We start from the raw sequence: 14,845 nt of genomic DNA, 5'->3' as shown, positions 1-14,845 counted from the left end.
CAGATTTATCTTTTTGTGGCTTGAACATTACCGCATTCCTGCCGGTAGACATCCAGATAGAGATATCCGTAGCTGGCTTTGGGATTAGCCAGACATACCCATTCCCCTTGCTGCAACGTCACCAATTTATCTTGGTCACTCAGTAGTTCTCCTTGTTGAAAGAGCTTGCTAAGGCGCTCAATAAAACTCGGTATAACGGTATCAATGTCGGTATGCCATTGCTCGTCAGCATCGCCATAGACGCCGCAGCGATCCCAAAGCAGGGAAACCCTGCTTCGTTCAACAATTGCACGTGCGCCAAAACGTGGTTGAACTTGGGTGTGTAATCCCCAACTCCCTATGGTTCCCATTTTCTGTGTACTCCTAATGATGGTAAGTCGTTGTAGAGCTCACTGCTGACCATGCCTTCTTCCTCCATGGGCTCCCTGACCGGCGTGGTAGTTACAAATTCCCTCGTTCTGCCAGCGACACCACACCCTCAGTACCGACGACCAGATGATCCAAAATCCGGATATCCACCAGTGCTAGGGCATTCTGTAGGCGCAGGGTGATCTCGATATCTGCCCGGCTGGGTTCCGGGTATCCCGACGGGTGGTTATGCACCAGCATCAGGGCGGCAGCATTGTGATGCAGTGCTCGCTTGACGACATCGCGGGGGTAGACGGTCGCAGCGGACAGGGTGCCAAGGAACAGCTCCTCGTAGGCCAGTATCCGGTGTTGGTTATCGAGGAACAGTGCCGCAAAAACTTCGCGATCCCGTGTTTGCAGCAGCCCTTGCAGGGCTTGATGGGCCACGTGTTTATCGGTAATAGCTTCCCCCTTGGCCAGTTTCTGCCGGGCAATAGCTTGGGCGATGGTGAGCAGGTCATCGTCGGTGACAAGGTCAGTCACCCAGTAGGTTCCGGGGGGCTCCCCGGCGATTAGTTTGTGATGCAACATGATTAGGCTCCATACGCCATCGCCCCACCGCGTTGGATGCGGCAGGGTAGGCGAGCTATTTGGTTAATGAGTTACTGAATGGGGCGTGACCGCAGGCTTGGTTGGCTGTGTTCAGGCCGCCAGTGTGTGAGTGGTGTAGTCGTGCAGCGGAATGTGGTAACTGGTCGCTAGCAGGGCGCCTAGCTGGGTTAGCCAGCTGTGGTCAGGGTGATCGCACAGCCATTGCGCCAGTACATCGCCCTGTTCGTTTTCATAGCGCAGGTAGAGGGCGTAACCGTCCACCGGCTGGCCCTGTTCATGCACCACTTCAAATTGACCATTGTGCTCAAGGTAAGCCTCCAGCTCGATGGCGATCACGGCGTTAATCATCTTCGGTCTCCTTGTCAGGGATGGGGTCACTCTCCACGGCATAGCCACGATGGATGCAGATGCGCTGCAGGTCTGCCAGAAAGTTGGCCAGCACGCGGGGTTGCTCGCTGAGCGGCACCGGCCCTGCTTGGCATTGCCAGAAACAACGTCGCTTGGGGTCGATGCAGATTTCATCCCTTGGCTGGCTCATGGTGTGCCAGTCCTCGGCATTGCTGATGGAAAGCAGTTGCCACTGCACACCAGACCAGCGCACTTGCAAGGTGACGGTGCTGGCTTGTTGACTTCTTGGGGTCAGATGTAGCAACCAGCGTTGACCACTGCGGGTGGGTGTTAGCTTGGCACTGGTGGAGACGTGTCCCAACCATTGACGTGAGTAGTGGGAGAGTGCTAATTCTTGGCTCATGGTGTCCTCCTAATCTCCTGCGACCGTGACGCTGAAACACTCTAACCGGCAGTAGGCAATGAAGTTGCTCTGCCAGATATCGAACAGCTCCCGCGCTTCGGCCAGCCGCAGCGGTCCCCAGCCCAGCATGGTGTGTTCCCCATCAAGGAAGTTGAAATCGAGCTCCTTGCTGAGCTCGGCATCCGAGCCCAGCCCTTGATAACTGAAGTCGGTGACGTAATCGAACAGCCAGCCATCGAGCCCACGGATCAGCCGGATCTCGACTGGGTGCACGCCGCCTTGAGCGGCACTGTAGCCGGGGTTACGAAAGTTGAAGGTCAGTTGGGTTAAGCGCTCGATGTCGAGCTCGGTTTTAGCGACTTCTTGGTTGAGCAGAACCAGCAAAGCTTGGGCAACGGGCAGGGCAAAGCCCTCCCGGAAAAAGGGAATGGCCATGGTGTACTCCTTGTGGGGGTTAATCTTGGTCGAACAGCTCGCGCATTTTTTTGGCCACACGGGCACGGATCTGTTCATCAATAAAGGCGGCAATGCTGGCGAGAGCTGCACTCAGTACCGCGATGTCATCGGTGAGTCCCATCGGCAACACATCCGGGATCGCATCAATGGGCGATATAAAGTAGGCCAGCGCACTGTAAATCAGGAGCTTGGCCCAAAGCGGCAGATCATCCTTTTGGCTGGTGTAGTAGAGCAACAGGCAGGTCTCGATAAAGGGCCGACCGGCACGTTTGGCAAAGGCCCAGAGTTTGTGCCAAAAGCCTTGGTGATCGAACGGCTCGCATTCAGGGGGAATGCAGGGGGGCATAGTGCGTCTCCTTCAAGAGTGGGTGAATGGCAGAAATAAAAAGAGGAGGCAAATGCCTCCTCTTGGATGGGAATGGGTGTGACCTATTGGTCCCACATCAAGCAGTCAAACTCGGGGGTATTGGTGGCGGGCAGAACTGATGCCACCTCTTGGGTCGGCAGTGCGAGCTGCTTGCCGTCAGCCGTCAAAATTCTGATCGACTTGGCCTTGCGTAGCTTGCCCCACATGTCGAAGAAATTGTTCTCACCGACACGGGACTCGGTCTCATAGGGCGCATCGTATTGGCTGCCATCGACGACGATGGAGAAAGCCTGCCCAGCATAAGAGCCGTACTCCTTGCCCTGCACGGTGGCCGTCATGCTGACCTTGCGGGTGTCATTACAGGCGATATAGAGGTTGTTTTGCTCGTTGACCACCGCCGTGTATTCGCTGGTGCCCTGACCCCAGCCGCTGCTCCAGCGTCCGGCCTCGCCATACGCCATGGCGTTGCCGCACAGCAGCAGTACTGTTGAGGTAATGAAGAGTTTTTTCATCCCTGTGACTCCTAAAGGCTCAAGGATTTAGATGAGCCATTAACGTGGTTATTTTTTGTAAAGCACGCTGAGTGAGTTATCCACCAAGTGCTTAACGATTTCATAGTCTGGATTGTAAGTGGCGAGATTATGTGCCGCGATGGTGACGGCAGATGCGATCCCGGCTAGACCGGTAATACCGCCAAAGACGCTGGCCCCTGCTGCGGCGATCCGGCCCTTGGTATACACCCGGCATTTCAGCCCGGCAGGTTCGATGCTGTTTTCAAGTTTTGTCACAGCGGCGCTCATACGCCCAGATAGCCCCACGACTTCGAAAGATTTTCGTGCACGGATCAGTGAGGCCAGCTTGTCAGTACCTAGATCTTCATAAGTCAGTCTTTCCATGTTTTGTTTCCTTGGTCGTTTAGTAAAAGGGTCTTATGGAGCCCACCTGTTGCGAGTTGGTCACGCTGGTTTATTGGTTGAGGGCCTCGCATCTGTGTCAAATCAGCACCAATTGCCGTTTATGGACTCATTAAGTCTTTAGTCTACCTTTTGAGTCCTTATCGTCAATGGGTCCATGGTCAACCATAGAGGTTGACTGGAGGACCCATGACAGATATCAACCTTGAGCTGTTAGCCAAGAGCGTTGGCAAGGCGATCAGCCACAAGCGTACTCAAGCCGGATTCACGCAAGAGCATGTGGCTGAACACCTCAATATCGGGATGGAAGCCGTCTCTCGAATGGAGCGGGGAATTGTGGTGCCGACCGTGGTGCGGCTGGCGGAGCTCGCTCAACTGTTTGGTTGTGAGCTAGCCGACTTTCTGCGTGAGACCAGTAACCGCCCGACCGAGCAGGGCATTGTGCTGAGCCAGCAACTGGCTCGGCTCGATGATGCTGACCGAACCCTGTTGCTGGAAACGGTAGAACGGTTGGTGGAGCGGTTGGCGCGTCCCCGCTGATCACCCGCCATTCACTGGGGAGGGGATGGGTTCCCTTTCCCCAATTTGTTGGTGAGTGGACTCCTTCTTGGTTGCGGCCTCTGCGGCGTTCTGGTTGCTTGGCTTTGCGGTGCGGCATGCGAAGTAGTCGCCTCCACACCAGCGTTACCATTCGCCGTCTCGTCGCTGTTGGTTTCGGGATAGAACTCCTCCAGCAGCATCGGTACCTCTTCATCAATATCCTCAAACTGGCCGTTACGCAGCAGCTCACGAGCGGCTTGCTCCATCTGGTCGATTGCAAGGCCTGCCTCCTGGTCACGCTGGGCCGCCTCCTGTGCGAGCCTGACTGCCTCGGTCAGGTTGGTTTCCTCCCGCAAGGTTAAATCCACGTAGTAGACCGGGGTGCGGTAGGACTGGGTGGTGCTCTTGGCCCGCAGCCGTAGAGTGAGCGGCAGATAGCGGGTATGGCCCCCGCTCACAGCCTCCAGGTACTTCAGTCGAGCCGCCAGAGTGCGCACCGAGTTGTAGCCGGTGGTGCGGAAGATAAAGCTACCCAGCTCATCCCCTTGCCCCTCCACAAACAGGTTCAGTCGACCGTACAGCTTGCAGCCCTGTTGCCCTGCAAAGGCGCAGCGCTCTGGTCCAGGGCAGCTGACTTCCTCCATGCCTTGCGCCCCCACTCGTCTCGCCACCTCCCCATTCCCGACACACAACGGCCTGCCGGTTTGACGGTCAAAGGCGCTATATTCCGCCCGCAGATTCAAGTCGCTATCGTTGAACAGCACCCGTACCGGAATGGCGCGGATCTTGGTCTGCTCCTGCCCTTGGCTACTTTTTTGCGATGAGTAGTGTTGATGCAGGGGATGGAGCAACCATCCCCCTTTTTGTTGTATCTGGGTGGTGAGGGTGAAACTGTCGTCCTTCTCCGGTACCCACTTATCTTGTTTTTGCACCAGCTTGCCGATGCAGACCCGCCCGATCACGGGCGGGGTTATCGCCAGTCCTTTGATCATTGTGTTTGCCTCAAGGGTTGAATGGTGAAACGGCGCACGCCGGGCACCGGTTTGACGTAACGAGTGAGCAGGTCGGGATGATCCTGACCGAGCTTATCGAGATCCGGCGCCAGCCGGTCTTTACTGCGTTTCCAGGTGATCTTGCCGTCGGCAAACAGCCCGGCTGTCGCTTCACCCAAAGTGGCTTGCAGCCGCTGTTTGAGTTGTGACTCCTGCAGCTCGACGGCTTCCTTTTGCTCGCGCAATCTCAATAGCTCGCCAAACAGCTGGTTGAACTCGGGGGAATCGGAGAGATCCACCGTCTGGCCATCGTCACGCGGAAACAGCCAGCTCAGGGCATTGGCGGCATCACTGGATCCATCAGGCTCAGGCTGTTGGTCTTGTTGCACCATTTGCCAGAACTGTGCTTCCCGCTCGGTGAGATCCTGGATCTTCTCTTCATCGCGCTCGATGCGGTAAATCCGGAAATCCTGGCCGCCGATGAGCACTGCCACCTCAGCCCAGGCATGGCCGGTGACGGCCAGTTGATGCAGCACCTGACACTGGTAAGCCACCGGCACCCCTTCCTCCCACTGTGGGGCGCTGTGATAGCTGGCGGTCTTGATCTCCAGAATGCCCGGCCCATCGGGATGGCCGATTACCTCCCGGTCGAGGTTGGCGAGCATGAAGGGTTGCTCGGGGTGCTGCAGTACCGCATTGACCCGGCGCACCTTATAGCCGGTGCGTTTGGCGTAGACCTGCGCCAGCACCGGTTCCAGCTCAATGCCCCACAGCACCGCGTCCTTGTGGGAAATATCTTCCGGTTCCTTGCGGCCGGTTTTCTCCAGCCACAGGCTGAGCGGGCATTTGTAGGGGGAGAGCCCCACTGCCACGGCGGCATCGGAGGAGCCAATGCCGAGTTTGCGGATAGCGAGCCACTGCTCGCGGGTTAACTGGGTCGTGGAGGCCAGCCGCAGGGCTTGGCCGTATTTGGTTTTTGCTTTCATGACGACTCCTTGTTAACGGCATAAACGCCTACGCCCGGATTGGCTTGCGCCAATCCGGGTGAGGTCGTTATGCGGTTTGAATGGGGAAACGGAATTACTGCAGTAGGGTGAGAGCTTGATTCAAGGCTTGGGATTTGAGTTGGGCGCCCTGACCAAACCAGGCGGAATCGAGCCGGTGATCTTGGCTGCGAGCACGGCGGTGGTGATCCACGTATTCGGTGACCGCATTGACCAGCCCCCAGGCGGTATTGCGGGAACTGGCAAGCTCTGAGCCCATAGCTGCGCCCTGATAGAGCTCATGCAGTCGTTGCACCGGCTTGGTGAGGATGATGCTCTCCTCATCCAGCGGTTGCGCCAAGAGGTCGCTGAAAAAGCGCAGCGCCTCTTCGGGGGCGACGGGCCGTTGTGCCAATTCCTTAGTCTGGACTTTGAACTCATCCCAATGGGAGAGCCCCAGTCCGAGCGACTCTTTGACGGTCGCCGCATCGAACTGAGTGGAGTGGGGTACCTTGATGGCGCCGGTAGCGCCACGCAGTGCCATCTGCAGGGTGTTATTGCAGACCACCCGCAGCGAGGTGAACTGCGCCGTGGTGCAGAGCGTGCCGTCGCAGCTGGTTGCCAGCAGCAGATAGGATTTTACCAAGTCATTACCTTTGAGTTTTAGATCCTGGCCGGTCTTAGCCAGTGCCCACAGTTTGCGGCCACCTTTGAGCGAGCCTGCTGTTTCTAGCTCAAAGCCACCGGCTTCCACTAGGTCTTGATAGAAGTGCAGCACCTCGTGAGGCTGCACCACGTTGTAGCGGCTTGAGACCACCGACAGAGGGGTGAGGGTATCGGAGCGATACAGCACCTTGCTATCGCTGCAGGAACGGATATGCAGTGCATCGGAGGCGACGTTAAACATCACGTCGCTCTGCTCGATGGTCCAATCCATCCCGGCTGCCTGCAGCCAGATATCGAGAGATTGTTGCGGGGGCAAGACATTGCCAAGGCCATGCCAAGGGGTTTGGCCGGTGTAGGCCATGGTGTCGATCAGGTGAGCCATATCTCCTCCAGGAATTGTGAAATGCAGACATTCAGCCTGCTAACTCATGTAGGTGATATAGGTTTGAAATTTCATTGAATAGGATGTAGTCGTGTTTTTATTTGTGTGCGCTGTTAAGCAGCATACTGGTTGTTATGTTTGGACAATGCCCTTCATTGGGGATGTGGGTGCAGGATTGGTAAAAGAGGCTCAATCATGAAGGGTGTTCATAGCGTAGGTTAAAGCGTAGAAAGATAGATAAATTTCAAAAAAAGCACATTAAAATCAACATGTAAACACCCTTGCATCATGGGCGTGTGGGCGCTCAGATTGGCGCCGGGAGCGGAGCTTGTGGCGCCGCTGGCTTGGTGTTGTGCGGTCATGTTCTGTTCCAGAAGGGGCCTCTGCGGGCCAGTGTCTGCGGTGATGAGCCTTGAGCTTGATGGCGCCATTCTACACATAAGCGCCGCGACGGGGGAGCGGGTGTTCTGGGCGCGGTTGTTCTGCACTATTGAAGGCATGACGCCGGTGCGGCACCTCACATTGCGGCAGGCAAGGGCGGTCTGCCGTGGTTGCGGGCGGCGCTAGCGGGATCGCATAATGTGCCCCTTGAGCGGATCAGAAGGAGTCGTGATGAAACTGGAGGCAGAGATAGAGCACCTTGCCATCGAGCTGGGACGGGCCCTTGGCCAGCGGGGCTGGCTGGCGGCGACCGCCGAATCCTGTACCGGCGGCGGGGTGGCCAGCGCCATCACCGACATCGCGGGCAGCTCCGGCTGGTTCGATCGTGGTTTTGTCACCTACACCAACGAGGCCAAGCAGCAGATGTTGGGGGTGAGCAGCGAGAGCCTTGAACAGCACGGTGCAGTGAGCGAGGCTGTGGTGCTGGAGATGGCCCGTGGCGCGCTGGCGCACTCGTCTGCCTCCATCAGCGTTGCTATCAGTGGCATCGCTGGCCCCGGCGGCGCCACCGAGGGCAAGCCGGTCGGCACCGTCTGGTTCGCCTGGGCCGACCGCAACGGCCGTCACCACTCCCTGCTGGCCCGCTTCGACGGAGATCGCCGACAGGTACGCCAGCAGGCGGTGAGACAGGCCTTGTCGGGTCTGTTGGCCCTGCTCAGATAAATTGGGCTTGATACTGTATGAATAGACAGTATACTTAGCCCAACTTCACTTCTTACTCACGATTTCCAGCGGAGATTGGCATGGATCAGAACAAACAGAAGGCACTGGCGGCTGCGCTGGGTCAGATTGAAAAGCAGTTCGGCAAAGGTTCCATCATGCGTCTGGGCGACAGCAAGACCATGGATATCGAAGCCATCTCTACCGGTTCCCTCTCGCTGGACGTGGCGCTGGGGATCGGCGGTCTGCCGTGTGGCCGTATCGTCGAAATCTACGGCCCGGAATCTTCCGGTAAAACTACCCTCACCCTGCAGGTGATCGCCGAAGCCCAGAAGAAAGGCAAAACCTGTGCCTTCGTCGATGCGGAACACGCCCTCGACCCTATCTACGCTGCCAAGCTGGGCGTCAACGTCGACGACCTGCTCATCTCCCAGCCGGATACCGGCGAACAGGCGCTGGAGATCTGCGACATGCTGGTTCGCTCCAACGCGGTTGACGTCATCATCGTCGACTCCGTGGCGGCCCTGACGCCGAAAGCGGAAATCGAAGGGGAGATGGGTGATTCCCACGTTGGCCTGCAGGCTCGTCTGATGTCCCAGGCGCTGCGCAAACTGACCGCCAACATCAAGAACGCCAACTGCCTGTGCATCTTCATCAACCAGATCCGGATGAAGATTGGCGTTATGTTTGGTAGTCCGGAGACCACCACAGGTGGTAACGCGCTCAAGTTCTACGCCTCCGTGCGTCTGGATATCCGTCGTATCGGCGCCATCAAGGAAGGTGACGAAGTGGTCGGTAACGAGACTCGCGTCAAAGTGGTCAAGAACAAGGTGGCCCCGCCCTTCAAGCAGGCTGAATTCCAGATCTTCTACGGCGCCGGTATCTCCAAAGAGGGCGAGCTGGTGGATCTCGGTGTCAAGCACAAGCTGATCGACAAGGCCGGCGCCTGGTACAGCTACAACGGCGAGAAGATCGGCCAGGGCAAGGCCAACGTGATGAAGCTGTTCGCCGAGAACAAAGTGATGGCTGGCGAAGTGGAAGCCCGCCTGCGCGAGCTGCTGCTCTCCGGCGCAGTGCCTGTCGATGACAAGGCTGCACCGGTTGAGGCAGACGAGTTCGATGCCGAAAGCGAACAAGAGTTCGAATAAGGAACAAAGGAAGGCCGGGTAGATACCCGGCCTTGTTATTTATGATGGTTGATGAATCCGTTACCGAACCGGTCGAGCCTGCCGAACCGACCTTTGCCGAACAGCTGGCCGCTGCCCGTGCTTATGCCATGCGCAGTCTGGCCCGTCGCGAGAGTGCCGAGTCAGAGCTGGCCAACCGGCTGCGCCAGCAGGGCTTCAATGAAGAGGTGATCGAGGCGGTGGTCGACTACTGCCGCGGTTACAACTGGGTCAATGACGAACGTTACGGCGGTATGGCTGTACGGGCCGGTGCCGCCAAGGGCCATGGCCCCATCAAGATCCGCTTCGATCTGCGCCGCAAGGGGCTCGACGATATGCAGATTGATGCCGCATTCGATCAGCCGGAGCTGGACTGGTTCGAACTGGCGTTTGCCCTGCTCGAACGGCGCGCCCGGGTGGCCGATCTGGCAGATTTCAAGCTGAGGATGAAGTGGCTCAAATATCTGCTGGGGCGCGGCTTTACCCAGGATCAGGCACGTTACGCTATCTCTGCCCTGCAGGAGCGGGAAGAGTAACGCCACTGCGTGGCAAACGTCGTTTCAGCTCTCCTTTTTGTATGTTTTTCCTGCCGGCTCAGTAGCTTGCGCGCACAATCCCGAAAAAGCAGCCTTTTGTTCATCTCATCCCTCTTTATGCGCTGCTTTTTTGCCTCTCAACAGTGAAAAAAGCCACTGTGAGCAGTGGCGCTCTTTTCTGGCCCGTTTATGTGCGCTTTTTCGCCCGTGGCGGCCCTGTCCGTTTTACTTTACCCCGCAGAAAACTTACATTAATGCGGTTAAAAGTCCGTATTCGAATCAAGCAGGATTTTCCATGTATATGTCCACGTCAGAGATTCGCGCTGCGTTTCTCGAGTATTTCCGTTCCCAGGGGCACCAGGTTGTCTCCTCCAGCTCGCTGGTACCGCATAACGACCCGACCCTGTTGTTTACCAACGCGGGTATGAACCAGTTCAAGGATGTGTTCCTTGGCGCAGACAAGCGTGCCTACAATCGCGCGACGACTTCCCAGCGTTGCGTGCGTGCCGGTGGTAAGCACAACGATCTGGAAAACGTCGGCTATACCGCTCGTCACCACACCTTCTTCGAAATGCTGGGCAACTTCAGCTTCGGCGACTACTTCAAACAGGATGCCATCAAGTTTGCATGGGGCTTCCTGACCGAGGTGCTGCAGCTGCCGAAAGATCGCCTGCTGGTGACCGTCTACGCGACTGACGATGAAGCTTTCGACATCTGGGAAAAAGAGGTCGGTGTCCCGGCCGATCGCATCGTGCGCATCGGTGACAACAAGGGTGCCCCTTACGCTTCCGACAACTTCTGGGCGATGGGCGATACCGGCCCGTGCGGTCCCTGCACCGAGATCTTCTATGACCACGGCGATCACATCTGGGGTGGCCGTCCCGGCTCACCGGAAGAGGATGGTGACCGTTTCATCGAGATCTGGAACGTGGTCTTCATGCAGTTCAACCGTCAGGCTGACGGCACCATGGAGCCGCTGCCGCGTCCGTCCGTGGATACCGGCATGGGTCTGGAGCGTATCTCCGCCATCATGCAGGGTGTGCACTCCAACTACGAAATCGACATCTTCCAGGCGTTGATCAAGAAAGCGGCCGAGATTGTCGGCACCACCGATCTGAGCAACCAGTCCCTGCGCGTCATCGCTGACCACATCCGCTCCTGCGCCTTCCTGGTGGCTGATGGCGTGATGCCGTCCAACGAAGGTCGTGGCTATGTGCTGCGTCGCATCATCCGCCGTGCTGTGCGTCATGGTCGCAAGCTGGGCGCGACCGATGTCTTCTTCTACAAACTGGCTGCCGAGCTGGCCGTGCAGATGAAAGACGTCGCTGCCGAGCTGATCGCCCAGCTGCCGCTGGTCGAGCGCGTGCTGCGTATCGAGGAAGAGCAGTTTGTCCGCACCCTGGATCGCGGTCTGCTGCTGCTGGAAGACGCTCTGGCCAACCTGGGTGATGCCAAGGTTATTCCGGGCGAGGTGGTGTTCAAGCTCTATGACACTTACGGCTTCCCGGCCGACCTGACTGCCGACGTGGTGCGCGAGCGCGAGATCGGCATCGACGAAGAGGGCTTCAAGGCCGAGATGGAGAAGCAGCGTGCTCGTGCCAAAGAGGCCTCCAGCTTCGGCGTGAACTACAACGAGATGCTCAAGCTCGACTTCGAGACCCCCTTCACCGGTTACAAGACTCTGACCGAGCGTACCCGCGTGGTCGGTATCTACAAGGGTGTGGAAGAGGTGAGCGGTCTTATCGCCGGTGACGAAGCGGTCATCGTGCTGGAAGAGACCCCCTTCTACGCCGAGTCCGGCGGCCAGATCGGCGACAGCGGTACCCTGAAAGTGGACGACGGTATCTTTGCCGTGACCGACACCCTGAAAGCGGGCAAGGCGATCATCCACAAGGGTTACATGGAGCTGGGCACCCTGGAGAAGGGCGCCGAAGTGGAAGCCGTGGTTGACGCTGACCGTCGTCAGGCCATCGCCCTGAACCACTCCGTGACTCACCTGCTGCACGCTGCCCTGCGTCAGGCTCTGGGCGAGCATGTCACCCAGAAAGGTTCTCTGGTTGGGGCCGAGCGCATGCGTTTCGACTTCTCCCACTTCGAGGGGCTGACCATGGCGACCATTCGCCGGGTCGAGGAGCTGGTCAACAACCAGATCCGCGCCAACCACGAAATCACCACCCAGCTGATGGATCTGGAAGCGGCCAAGTCCGCCGGTGCCATGGCGCTGTTTGGTGAAAAATATGAAGACGACGTGCGCGTGGTGCGCATGGGCGATTACTCCACCGAGCTGTGCGGCGGTACTCACGCCAAGCGCACCGGTGATATCGGCTTCTTCAAGATCATCGCCGAGAGCGGTATCGCTGCTGGCGTGCGCCGTATCGAAGCGGTGACCGGCAAAGCTGCCATCGACTTCATGCATCAGGTTGGCGAGCAGATCGAAGAGGCTGCTGCACTGGTGAAAGGTGACCAGTTCTGCATCGCCGACAAGGTTCGCCAGATGCTGGACAAGGCCAAGATGATGGAGCGCGAGCTGGAGCAGCTTAAGGCCAAGCTGGCCGCTCAGGCCGGTAACGACCTGCTGGGTCAGGTGATCGAGATCAACGGTCAGAAGGTGCTGGTTGCAGCGCTGGAAGGGGCCGATCCGAAATCCCTGCGCGGCATGCTGGACGAGCTGAAGAACCAGATGAAGTCCGGTGTTGTACTGCTGGCCACCTGTGCCGACGGCAAGGTCAACCTGATCGCCGGCGTCACCAACGACCTGACCGGCAAGGTCAAGGCCGGTGAGCTGGTCAATCTGGTTGCCCAGCAGGTGGGTGGCAAGGGCGGTGGCCGTCCGGACATGGCACAGGCGGGTGGTACCCAGCCTGAGGCGGTGCCGGCAGCGCTGCAATCCGTTCACTCCTGGCTGGAAGAGCGCCTGTAATCGGGCGAGGTGATCTGTGGCACTCTATGTACAGAAGTACGGCGGCACCTCGGTCGGCACACTGGAGCGGATCGAGGCGGTAGCTGAGCGGGTCGAGCAGACCCGCGCCCAGGGACACGACGTGGTGGTGGTTGTCTCCGCCATGTCGGGCGAAACCAACCGGCTGCTGGGCATGGCCCAGCAACTGGATCCTGATGCCAACCGGCGGGAGATGGATGTACTGGTCTCCACCGGTGAGCAGGTCACCATAGCGCTGCTGGCGATCGCGTTGAACAAACGCGGTTGTCCCGCGGTCTCAATGACCGGTGATCAGGTGCGGATTCATACCGATTCCGCCTATGGCAAGGCGCGCATCACCCACATCGACACCGAGCTGGTTCATGCCGAACTGGCTGCGGGCAAGGTGGTGGTGATCGCCGGTTTCCAGGGCCGTGACGAGCATAACGCTATCACGACGCTGGGCCGCGGCGGTTCGGATACCACGGCGGTTGCTGTGGCGGCGGCCATCAAGGCCGATGAGTGCCAGATCTTTACCGATGTGGATGGGGTATACACCACGGATCCGCGCATCGAGCCCAAGGCGCGTCGTCTCGACACCATCACCTTCGAGGAGATGCTGGAGATGGCCAGTCTCGGCGCCAAGGTGCTGCAGATCCGCTCGGTGGAGTTTGCGGGCAAGTACCGCGTCCCGCTGCGGGTGCTGTCGAGCTTTATCGATGGAGAGGGAACCTTAATCACATATGGAGGTGATAGGATGGAAGCTCCCCTGGTATCCGGGATCGCTTTTAACCGCAACGAGGCCAGCCTGACCATTCTGGGCGTGCCGGACAGACCAACCGTTGCCGCGCAGATCCTGAATCCGATCAGCGACGCCAACATTGATGTCGACATGATTGTGCAGAACACCCTGGGAGATGGCACCGCCGACTTCACCTTCACGGTGAATCGTGACGACTATCGCCGCGCCCGGGCACTGCTGGAGGAGACCGCCACCGAACTTGGCGCCTCCTGTGTGCAGGGAAATGGCGAAATTGCCAAGGTTTCCATTGTCGGTGTCGGCATGTGGAACCATCCCGGTGTTGCGCGCACCATGTTCAAGGTATTGGGCGAGGAGGGGATCAACATGCAGTTGATCTCGACCTCTGAAATCAAAATCTCTGTGGTGATTGACGAGAAGTATCTGGAGCTGGCGGTGCGAGCCCTGCACGCGGCTTTCGGGTTGGATCAGGCACCGCAAGAGCAGCCTTTGGGCTAACAATCTCTGATTGATTTAGTTTCAACCATTTACCATATCGGTATCTTTGTTAGATAATGTCGCATATCGATATAAAAACAAAACAGGATACAGGAGCAAGCGAATGCTTATTTTGACTCGTCGTGTTGGGGAAACCCTGATGATTGGTGATGAAGTGACTGTCACCGTACTGGGCGTTAAAGGCAACCAGGTCCGTATCGGTGTTAACGCGCCGAAAGAGGTCTCCGTACACCGCGAAGAGATCTACCAGCGCATCCAGGCCGAGAAAGTTCCGGGCCAACCGGGCTTCTAAGCCACTTTCATGGCTGTGACAAGGCGACACCTCATGTGTCGCCTTTTGTTTTTCCGGCCCCCTGAAATCGCCCTGCAGGGCGCGAAACTGCGGGATAAGTGCCGATATTGTTTGAATATTCCACGCTTTGGCCAAATGCTGAGCGAACGCACTTTTTTCTCCAAAAAAGTGTTTGACTAAAAATCCCTGTGAAGTATTATCAGCCCCGCAAACGGAGAGGTGGCCGAGAGGCTGAAGGCGCTCCCCTGCTAAGGGAGTATGCGGCTTATACCCGCATCGGGGGTTCGAATCCCCCCTTCTCCGCCATTTGCGCCCGTAGCTCAGCTGGATAGAGTACCTGGCTACGAACCAGGTGGTCAGAGGTTCGAATCCTCTCGGGCGCACCATATTACGACTCAAGCAAGAGTCATGTGTTGACCATCAGCAAGTCGACACTTTGGAAAAGGCTTACTGATAAGTAAGCTTTTTTTATCGTTTTAAAACAGGGCGCCCGTAGCTCAGCTGGATAGAGTACCTGGCTACGAACCAGGTGGTCAGAGGTTCGAATCCTCTCGGGCGCACCAT

General features: G+C 57.7%; 18 protein-coding genes and 3 tRNA genes. 10 read left to right on the top strand and 11 right to left on the bottom strand.

All coding sequences use genetic code 11. The annotated features are described in order from the left end of the window. Positions 1-5: 5 nt before the first annotated feature. The 8 genes from G5315_RS18685 to G5315_RS18650 all read right to left on the bottom strand — a co-directional run bounded on the left by G5315_RS18685 (position 6) and on the right by G5315_RS18650 (position 3,430). Positions 6-350, bottom strand: a complete 345-nt coding sequence (locus G5315_RS18685) for a type IV toxin-antitoxin system YeeU family antitoxin (protein WP_076362321.1) — start codon at positions 348-350, stop codon at positions 6-8. A gap of 91 nt (positions 351-441) precedes the next feature. Then, entirely contained in the window at positions 442-939 is a 498-nt protein-coding gene (gene radC, locus G5315_RS18680) for a RadC family protein (protein WP_231720614.1), read from the bottom strand. Between the two features lie 111 nt (positions 940-1,050). Further along, a complete protein-coding gene (locus tag G5315_RS18675; RefSeq protein WP_231720613.1) occupies positions 1,051-1,308 on the bottom strand; it encodes a hypothetical protein in 258 nt (85 codons plus the stop codon). Beyond that, positions 1,301-1,711 carry a hypothetical protein gene (locus tag G5315_RS18670; protein WP_231720612.1) on the bottom strand — a complete coding sequence of 137 codons (411 nt, stop codon included), beginning with the start codon at positions 1,709-1,711 and terminating at the stop codon, positions 1,301-1,303. Before G5315_RS18670 ends, G5315_RS18675 begins: the two co-directional genes overlap by 8 nt. 9 nt (positions 1,712-1,720) lie before the next feature. Next, positions 1,721-2,146 (bottom strand): DUF2787 domain-containing protein, encoded by a 426-nt coding sequence (locus G5315_RS18665; protein ID WP_100654380.1) that lies wholly within the window; start codon positions 2,144-2,146, stop codon positions 1,721-1,723. Positions 2,147-2,165: 19 nt separating this feature from the next. Further along, positions 2,166-2,513 carry a YkvA family protein gene (locus G5315_RS18660; protein WP_100654379.1) on the bottom strand — a complete coding sequence of 116 codons (348 nt, stop codon included), beginning with the start codon at positions 2,511-2,513 and terminating at the stop codon, positions 2,166-2,168. An 83-nt stretch (positions 2,514-2,596) separates the two neighbouring features. After that, positions 2,597-3,046 (bottom strand): hypothetical protein, encoded by a 450-nt coding sequence (locus tag G5315_RS18655; protein ID WP_231720611.1) that lies wholly within the window; start codon positions 3,044-3,046, stop codon positions 2,597-2,599. A gap of 48 nt (positions 3,047-3,094) precedes the next feature. Next, complete coding sequence (locus G5315_RS18650) at positions 3,095-3,430, bottom strand: hypothetical protein (RefSeq protein WP_042658366.1); 336 nt, start codon at positions 3,428-3,430, stop codon at positions 3,095-3,097. A 207-nt stretch (positions 3,431-3,637) separates the two neighbouring features. Between G5315_RS18650 and G5315_RS18645 the strand changes: the two genes are divergently transcribed. Continuing rightward, entirely contained in the window at positions 3,638-3,988 is a 351-nt protein-coding gene (locus G5315_RS18645) for a helix-turn-helix domain-containing protein (RefSeq protein WP_101530889.1), read from the top strand. Between the two features lie 11 nt (positions 3,989-3,999). Here the strand turns inward: G5315_RS18645 and G5315_RS18640 are convergent, their stop codons facing one another. The 3 genes from G5315_RS18640 to G5315_RS18630 all read right to left on the bottom strand — a co-directional run bounded on the left by G5315_RS18640 (position 4,000) and on the right by G5315_RS18630 (position 7,011). Continuing rightward, on the bottom strand, positions 4,000-4,980 hold the full coding sequence (locus G5315_RS18640; RefSeq protein ID WP_100654376.1) for a hypothetical protein: 981 nt from the start codon (positions 4,978-4,980) through the stop codon (positions 4,000-4,002). Then, the gene (locus G5315_RS18635) at positions 4,977-5,966 is read right to left on the bottom strand and encodes a YqaJ viral recombinase family protein (protein ID WP_231720610.1); all 990 of its coding nucleotides are present in this window, start codon (positions 5,964-5,966) and stop codon (positions 4,977-4,979) included. Before G5315_RS18635 ends, G5315_RS18640 begins: the two co-directional genes overlap by 4 nt. A 94-nt stretch (positions 5,967-6,060) precedes the next feature. After that, positions 6,061-7,011: a DUF932 domain-containing protein gene (locus G5315_RS18630; RefSeq protein ID WP_236358347.1), complete on the bottom strand. Its 951-nt coding sequence runs from the start codon at positions 7,009-7,011 to the stop codon at positions 6,061-6,063. A 612-nt stretch (positions 7,012-7,623) separates the two neighbouring features. Between G5315_RS18630 and pncC the strand changes: the two genes are divergently transcribed. The 9 genes from pncC to G5315_RS18585 all read left to right on the top strand — a co-directional run bounded on the left by pncC (position 7,624) and on the right by G5315_RS18585 (position 14,844). Then, the gene (pncC, locus tag G5315_RS18625) at positions 7,624-8,115 is read left to right on the top strand and encodes a nicotinamide-nucleotide amidase (protein ID WP_139434987.1); all 492 of its coding nucleotides are present in this window, start codon (positions 7,624-7,626) and stop codon (positions 8,113-8,115) included. 80 nt (positions 8,116-8,195) lie between these two features. Continuing rightward, positions 8,196-9,260, top strand: coding sequence for a recombinase RecA (recA, locus tag G5315_RS18620; protein ID WP_005348744.1), 1,065 nt, complete (start codon positions 8,196-8,198; stop codon positions 9,258-9,260). Positions 9,261-9,304: 44 nt separating this feature from the next. Next, positions 9,305-9,814 carry a regulatory protein RecX gene (locus G5315_RS18615; RefSeq protein ID WP_043822097.1) on the top strand — a complete coding sequence of 170 codons (510 nt, stop codon included), beginning with the start codon at positions 9,305-9,307 and terminating at the stop codon, positions 9,812-9,814. Positions 9,815-10,109: 295 nt separating this feature from the next. Next, the gene (gene alaS / locus G5315_RS18610; protein ID WP_005336056.1) at positions 10,110-12,734 is read left to right on the top strand and encodes an alanine--tRNA ligase; all 2,625 of its coding nucleotides are present in this window, start codon (positions 10,110-10,112) and stop codon (positions 12,732-12,734) included. Positions 12,735-12,750: 16 nt separating this feature from the next. After that, on the top strand, positions 12,751-13,989 hold the full coding sequence (locus G5315_RS18605) for an aspartate kinase (RefSeq protein WP_005336054.1): 1,239 nt from the start codon (positions 12,751-12,753) through the stop codon (positions 13,987-13,989). A gap of 103 nt (positions 13,990-14,092) precedes the next feature. Beyond that, on the top strand, positions 14,093-14,281 hold the full coding sequence (gene csrA, locus G5315_RS18600; protein WP_005336053.1) for a carbon storage regulator CsrA: 189 nt from the start codon (positions 14,093-14,095) through the stop codon (positions 14,279-14,281). Positions 14,282-14,494: 213 nt separating this feature from the next. Further along, positions 14,495-14,587 (top strand) — tRNA-Ser (locus G5315_RS18595). 3 nt (positions 14,588-14,590) lie between these two features. Further along, positions 14,591-14,667, top strand: a tRNA-Arg gene (locus G5315_RS18590). 100 nt (positions 14,668-14,767) lie between these two features. Continuing rightward, a tRNA-Arg gene (locus G5315_RS18585) sits at positions 14,768-14,844 on the top strand. The last annotated feature ends 1 nt before the right edge of the window (position 14,845 follow it).

Source organism: Aeromonas sp. 603607, from assembly GCF_049171595.1.
GTDB classification, from domain to species: Bacteria; Pseudomonadota; Gammaproteobacteria; order Enterobacterales; family Aeromonadaceae; genus Aeromonas; species Aeromonas veronii.
The sequence above is the reverse complement of the archived record's forward strand: the minus strand, read 5'-3'. Positions and strand labels throughout refer to the sequence as shown.

Bases quoted from the DNA above. Each gene is read 5' to 3' on its own strand.
- G5315_RS18685 (WP_076362321.1), bottom strand. From the start codon at position 350: ATGGGAACCATAGGGAGTTGGGGATTACACACCCAAGTTCAACCACGT.
- csrA (WP_005336053.1), top strand. From the start codon at position 14,093: ATGCTTATTTTGACTCGTCGTGTTGGGGAAACCCTGATGATTGGTGAT.
- radC (WP_231720614.1), bottom strand. From the start codon at position 939: ATGTTGCATCACAAACTAATCGCCGGGGAGCCCCCCGGAACCTACTGG.
- pncC (WP_139434987.1), top strand. From the start codon at position 7,624: ATGAAACTGGAGGCAGAGATAGAGCACCTTGCCATCGAGCTGGGACGG.
- G5315_RS18670 (WP_231720612.1), bottom strand. From the start codon at position 1,711: ATGAGCCAAGAATTAGCACTCTCCCACTACTCACGTCAATGGTTGGGA.
- G5315_RS18635 (WP_231720610.1), bottom strand. From the start codon at position 5,966: ATGAAAGCAAAAACCAAATACGGCCAAGCCCTGCGGCTGGCCTCCACG.
- G5315_RS18675 (WP_231720613.1), bottom strand. From the start codon at position 1,308: ATGATTAACGCCGTGATCGCCATCGAGCTGGAGGCTTACCTTGAGCAC.
- G5315_RS18615 (WP_043822097.1), top strand. From the start codon at position 9,305: ATGGTTGATGAATCCGTTACCGAACCGGTCGAGCCTGCCGAACCGACC.
- recA (WP_005348744.1), top strand. From the start codon at position 8,196: ATGGATCAGAACAAACAGAAGGCACTGGCGGCTGCGCTGGGTCAGATT.
- G5315_RS18650 (WP_042658366.1), bottom strand. From the start codon at position 3,430: ATGGAAAGACTGACTTATGAAGATCTAGGTACTGACAAGCTGGCCTCA.
- G5315_RS18645 (WP_101530889.1), top strand. From the start codon at position 3,638: ATGACAGATATCAACCTTGAGCTGTTAGCCAAGAGCGTTGGCAAGGCG.
- alaS (WP_005336056.1), top strand. From the start codon at position 10,110: ATGTATATGTCCACGTCAGAGATTCGCGCTGCGTTTCTCGAGTATTTC.
- G5315_RS18665 (WP_100654380.1), bottom strand. From the start codon at position 2,146: ATGGCCATTCCCTTTTTCCGGGAGGGCTTTGCCCTGCCCGTTGCCCAA.
- G5315_RS18655 (WP_231720611.1), bottom strand. From the start codon at position 3,046: ATGAAAAAACTCTTCATTACCTCAACAGTACTGCTGCTGTGCGGCAAC.
- G5315_RS18660 (WP_100654379.1), bottom strand. From the start codon at position 2,513: ATGCCCCCCTGCATTCCCCCTGAATGCGAGCCGTTCGATCACCAAGGC.
- G5315_RS18640 (WP_100654376.1), bottom strand. From the start codon at position 4,980: ATGATCAAAGGACTGGCGATAACCCCGCCCGTGATCGGGCGGGTCTGC.
- G5315_RS18630 (WP_236358347.1), bottom strand. From the start codon at position 7,011: ATGGCTCACCTGATCGACACCATGGCCTACACCGGCCAAACCCCTTGG.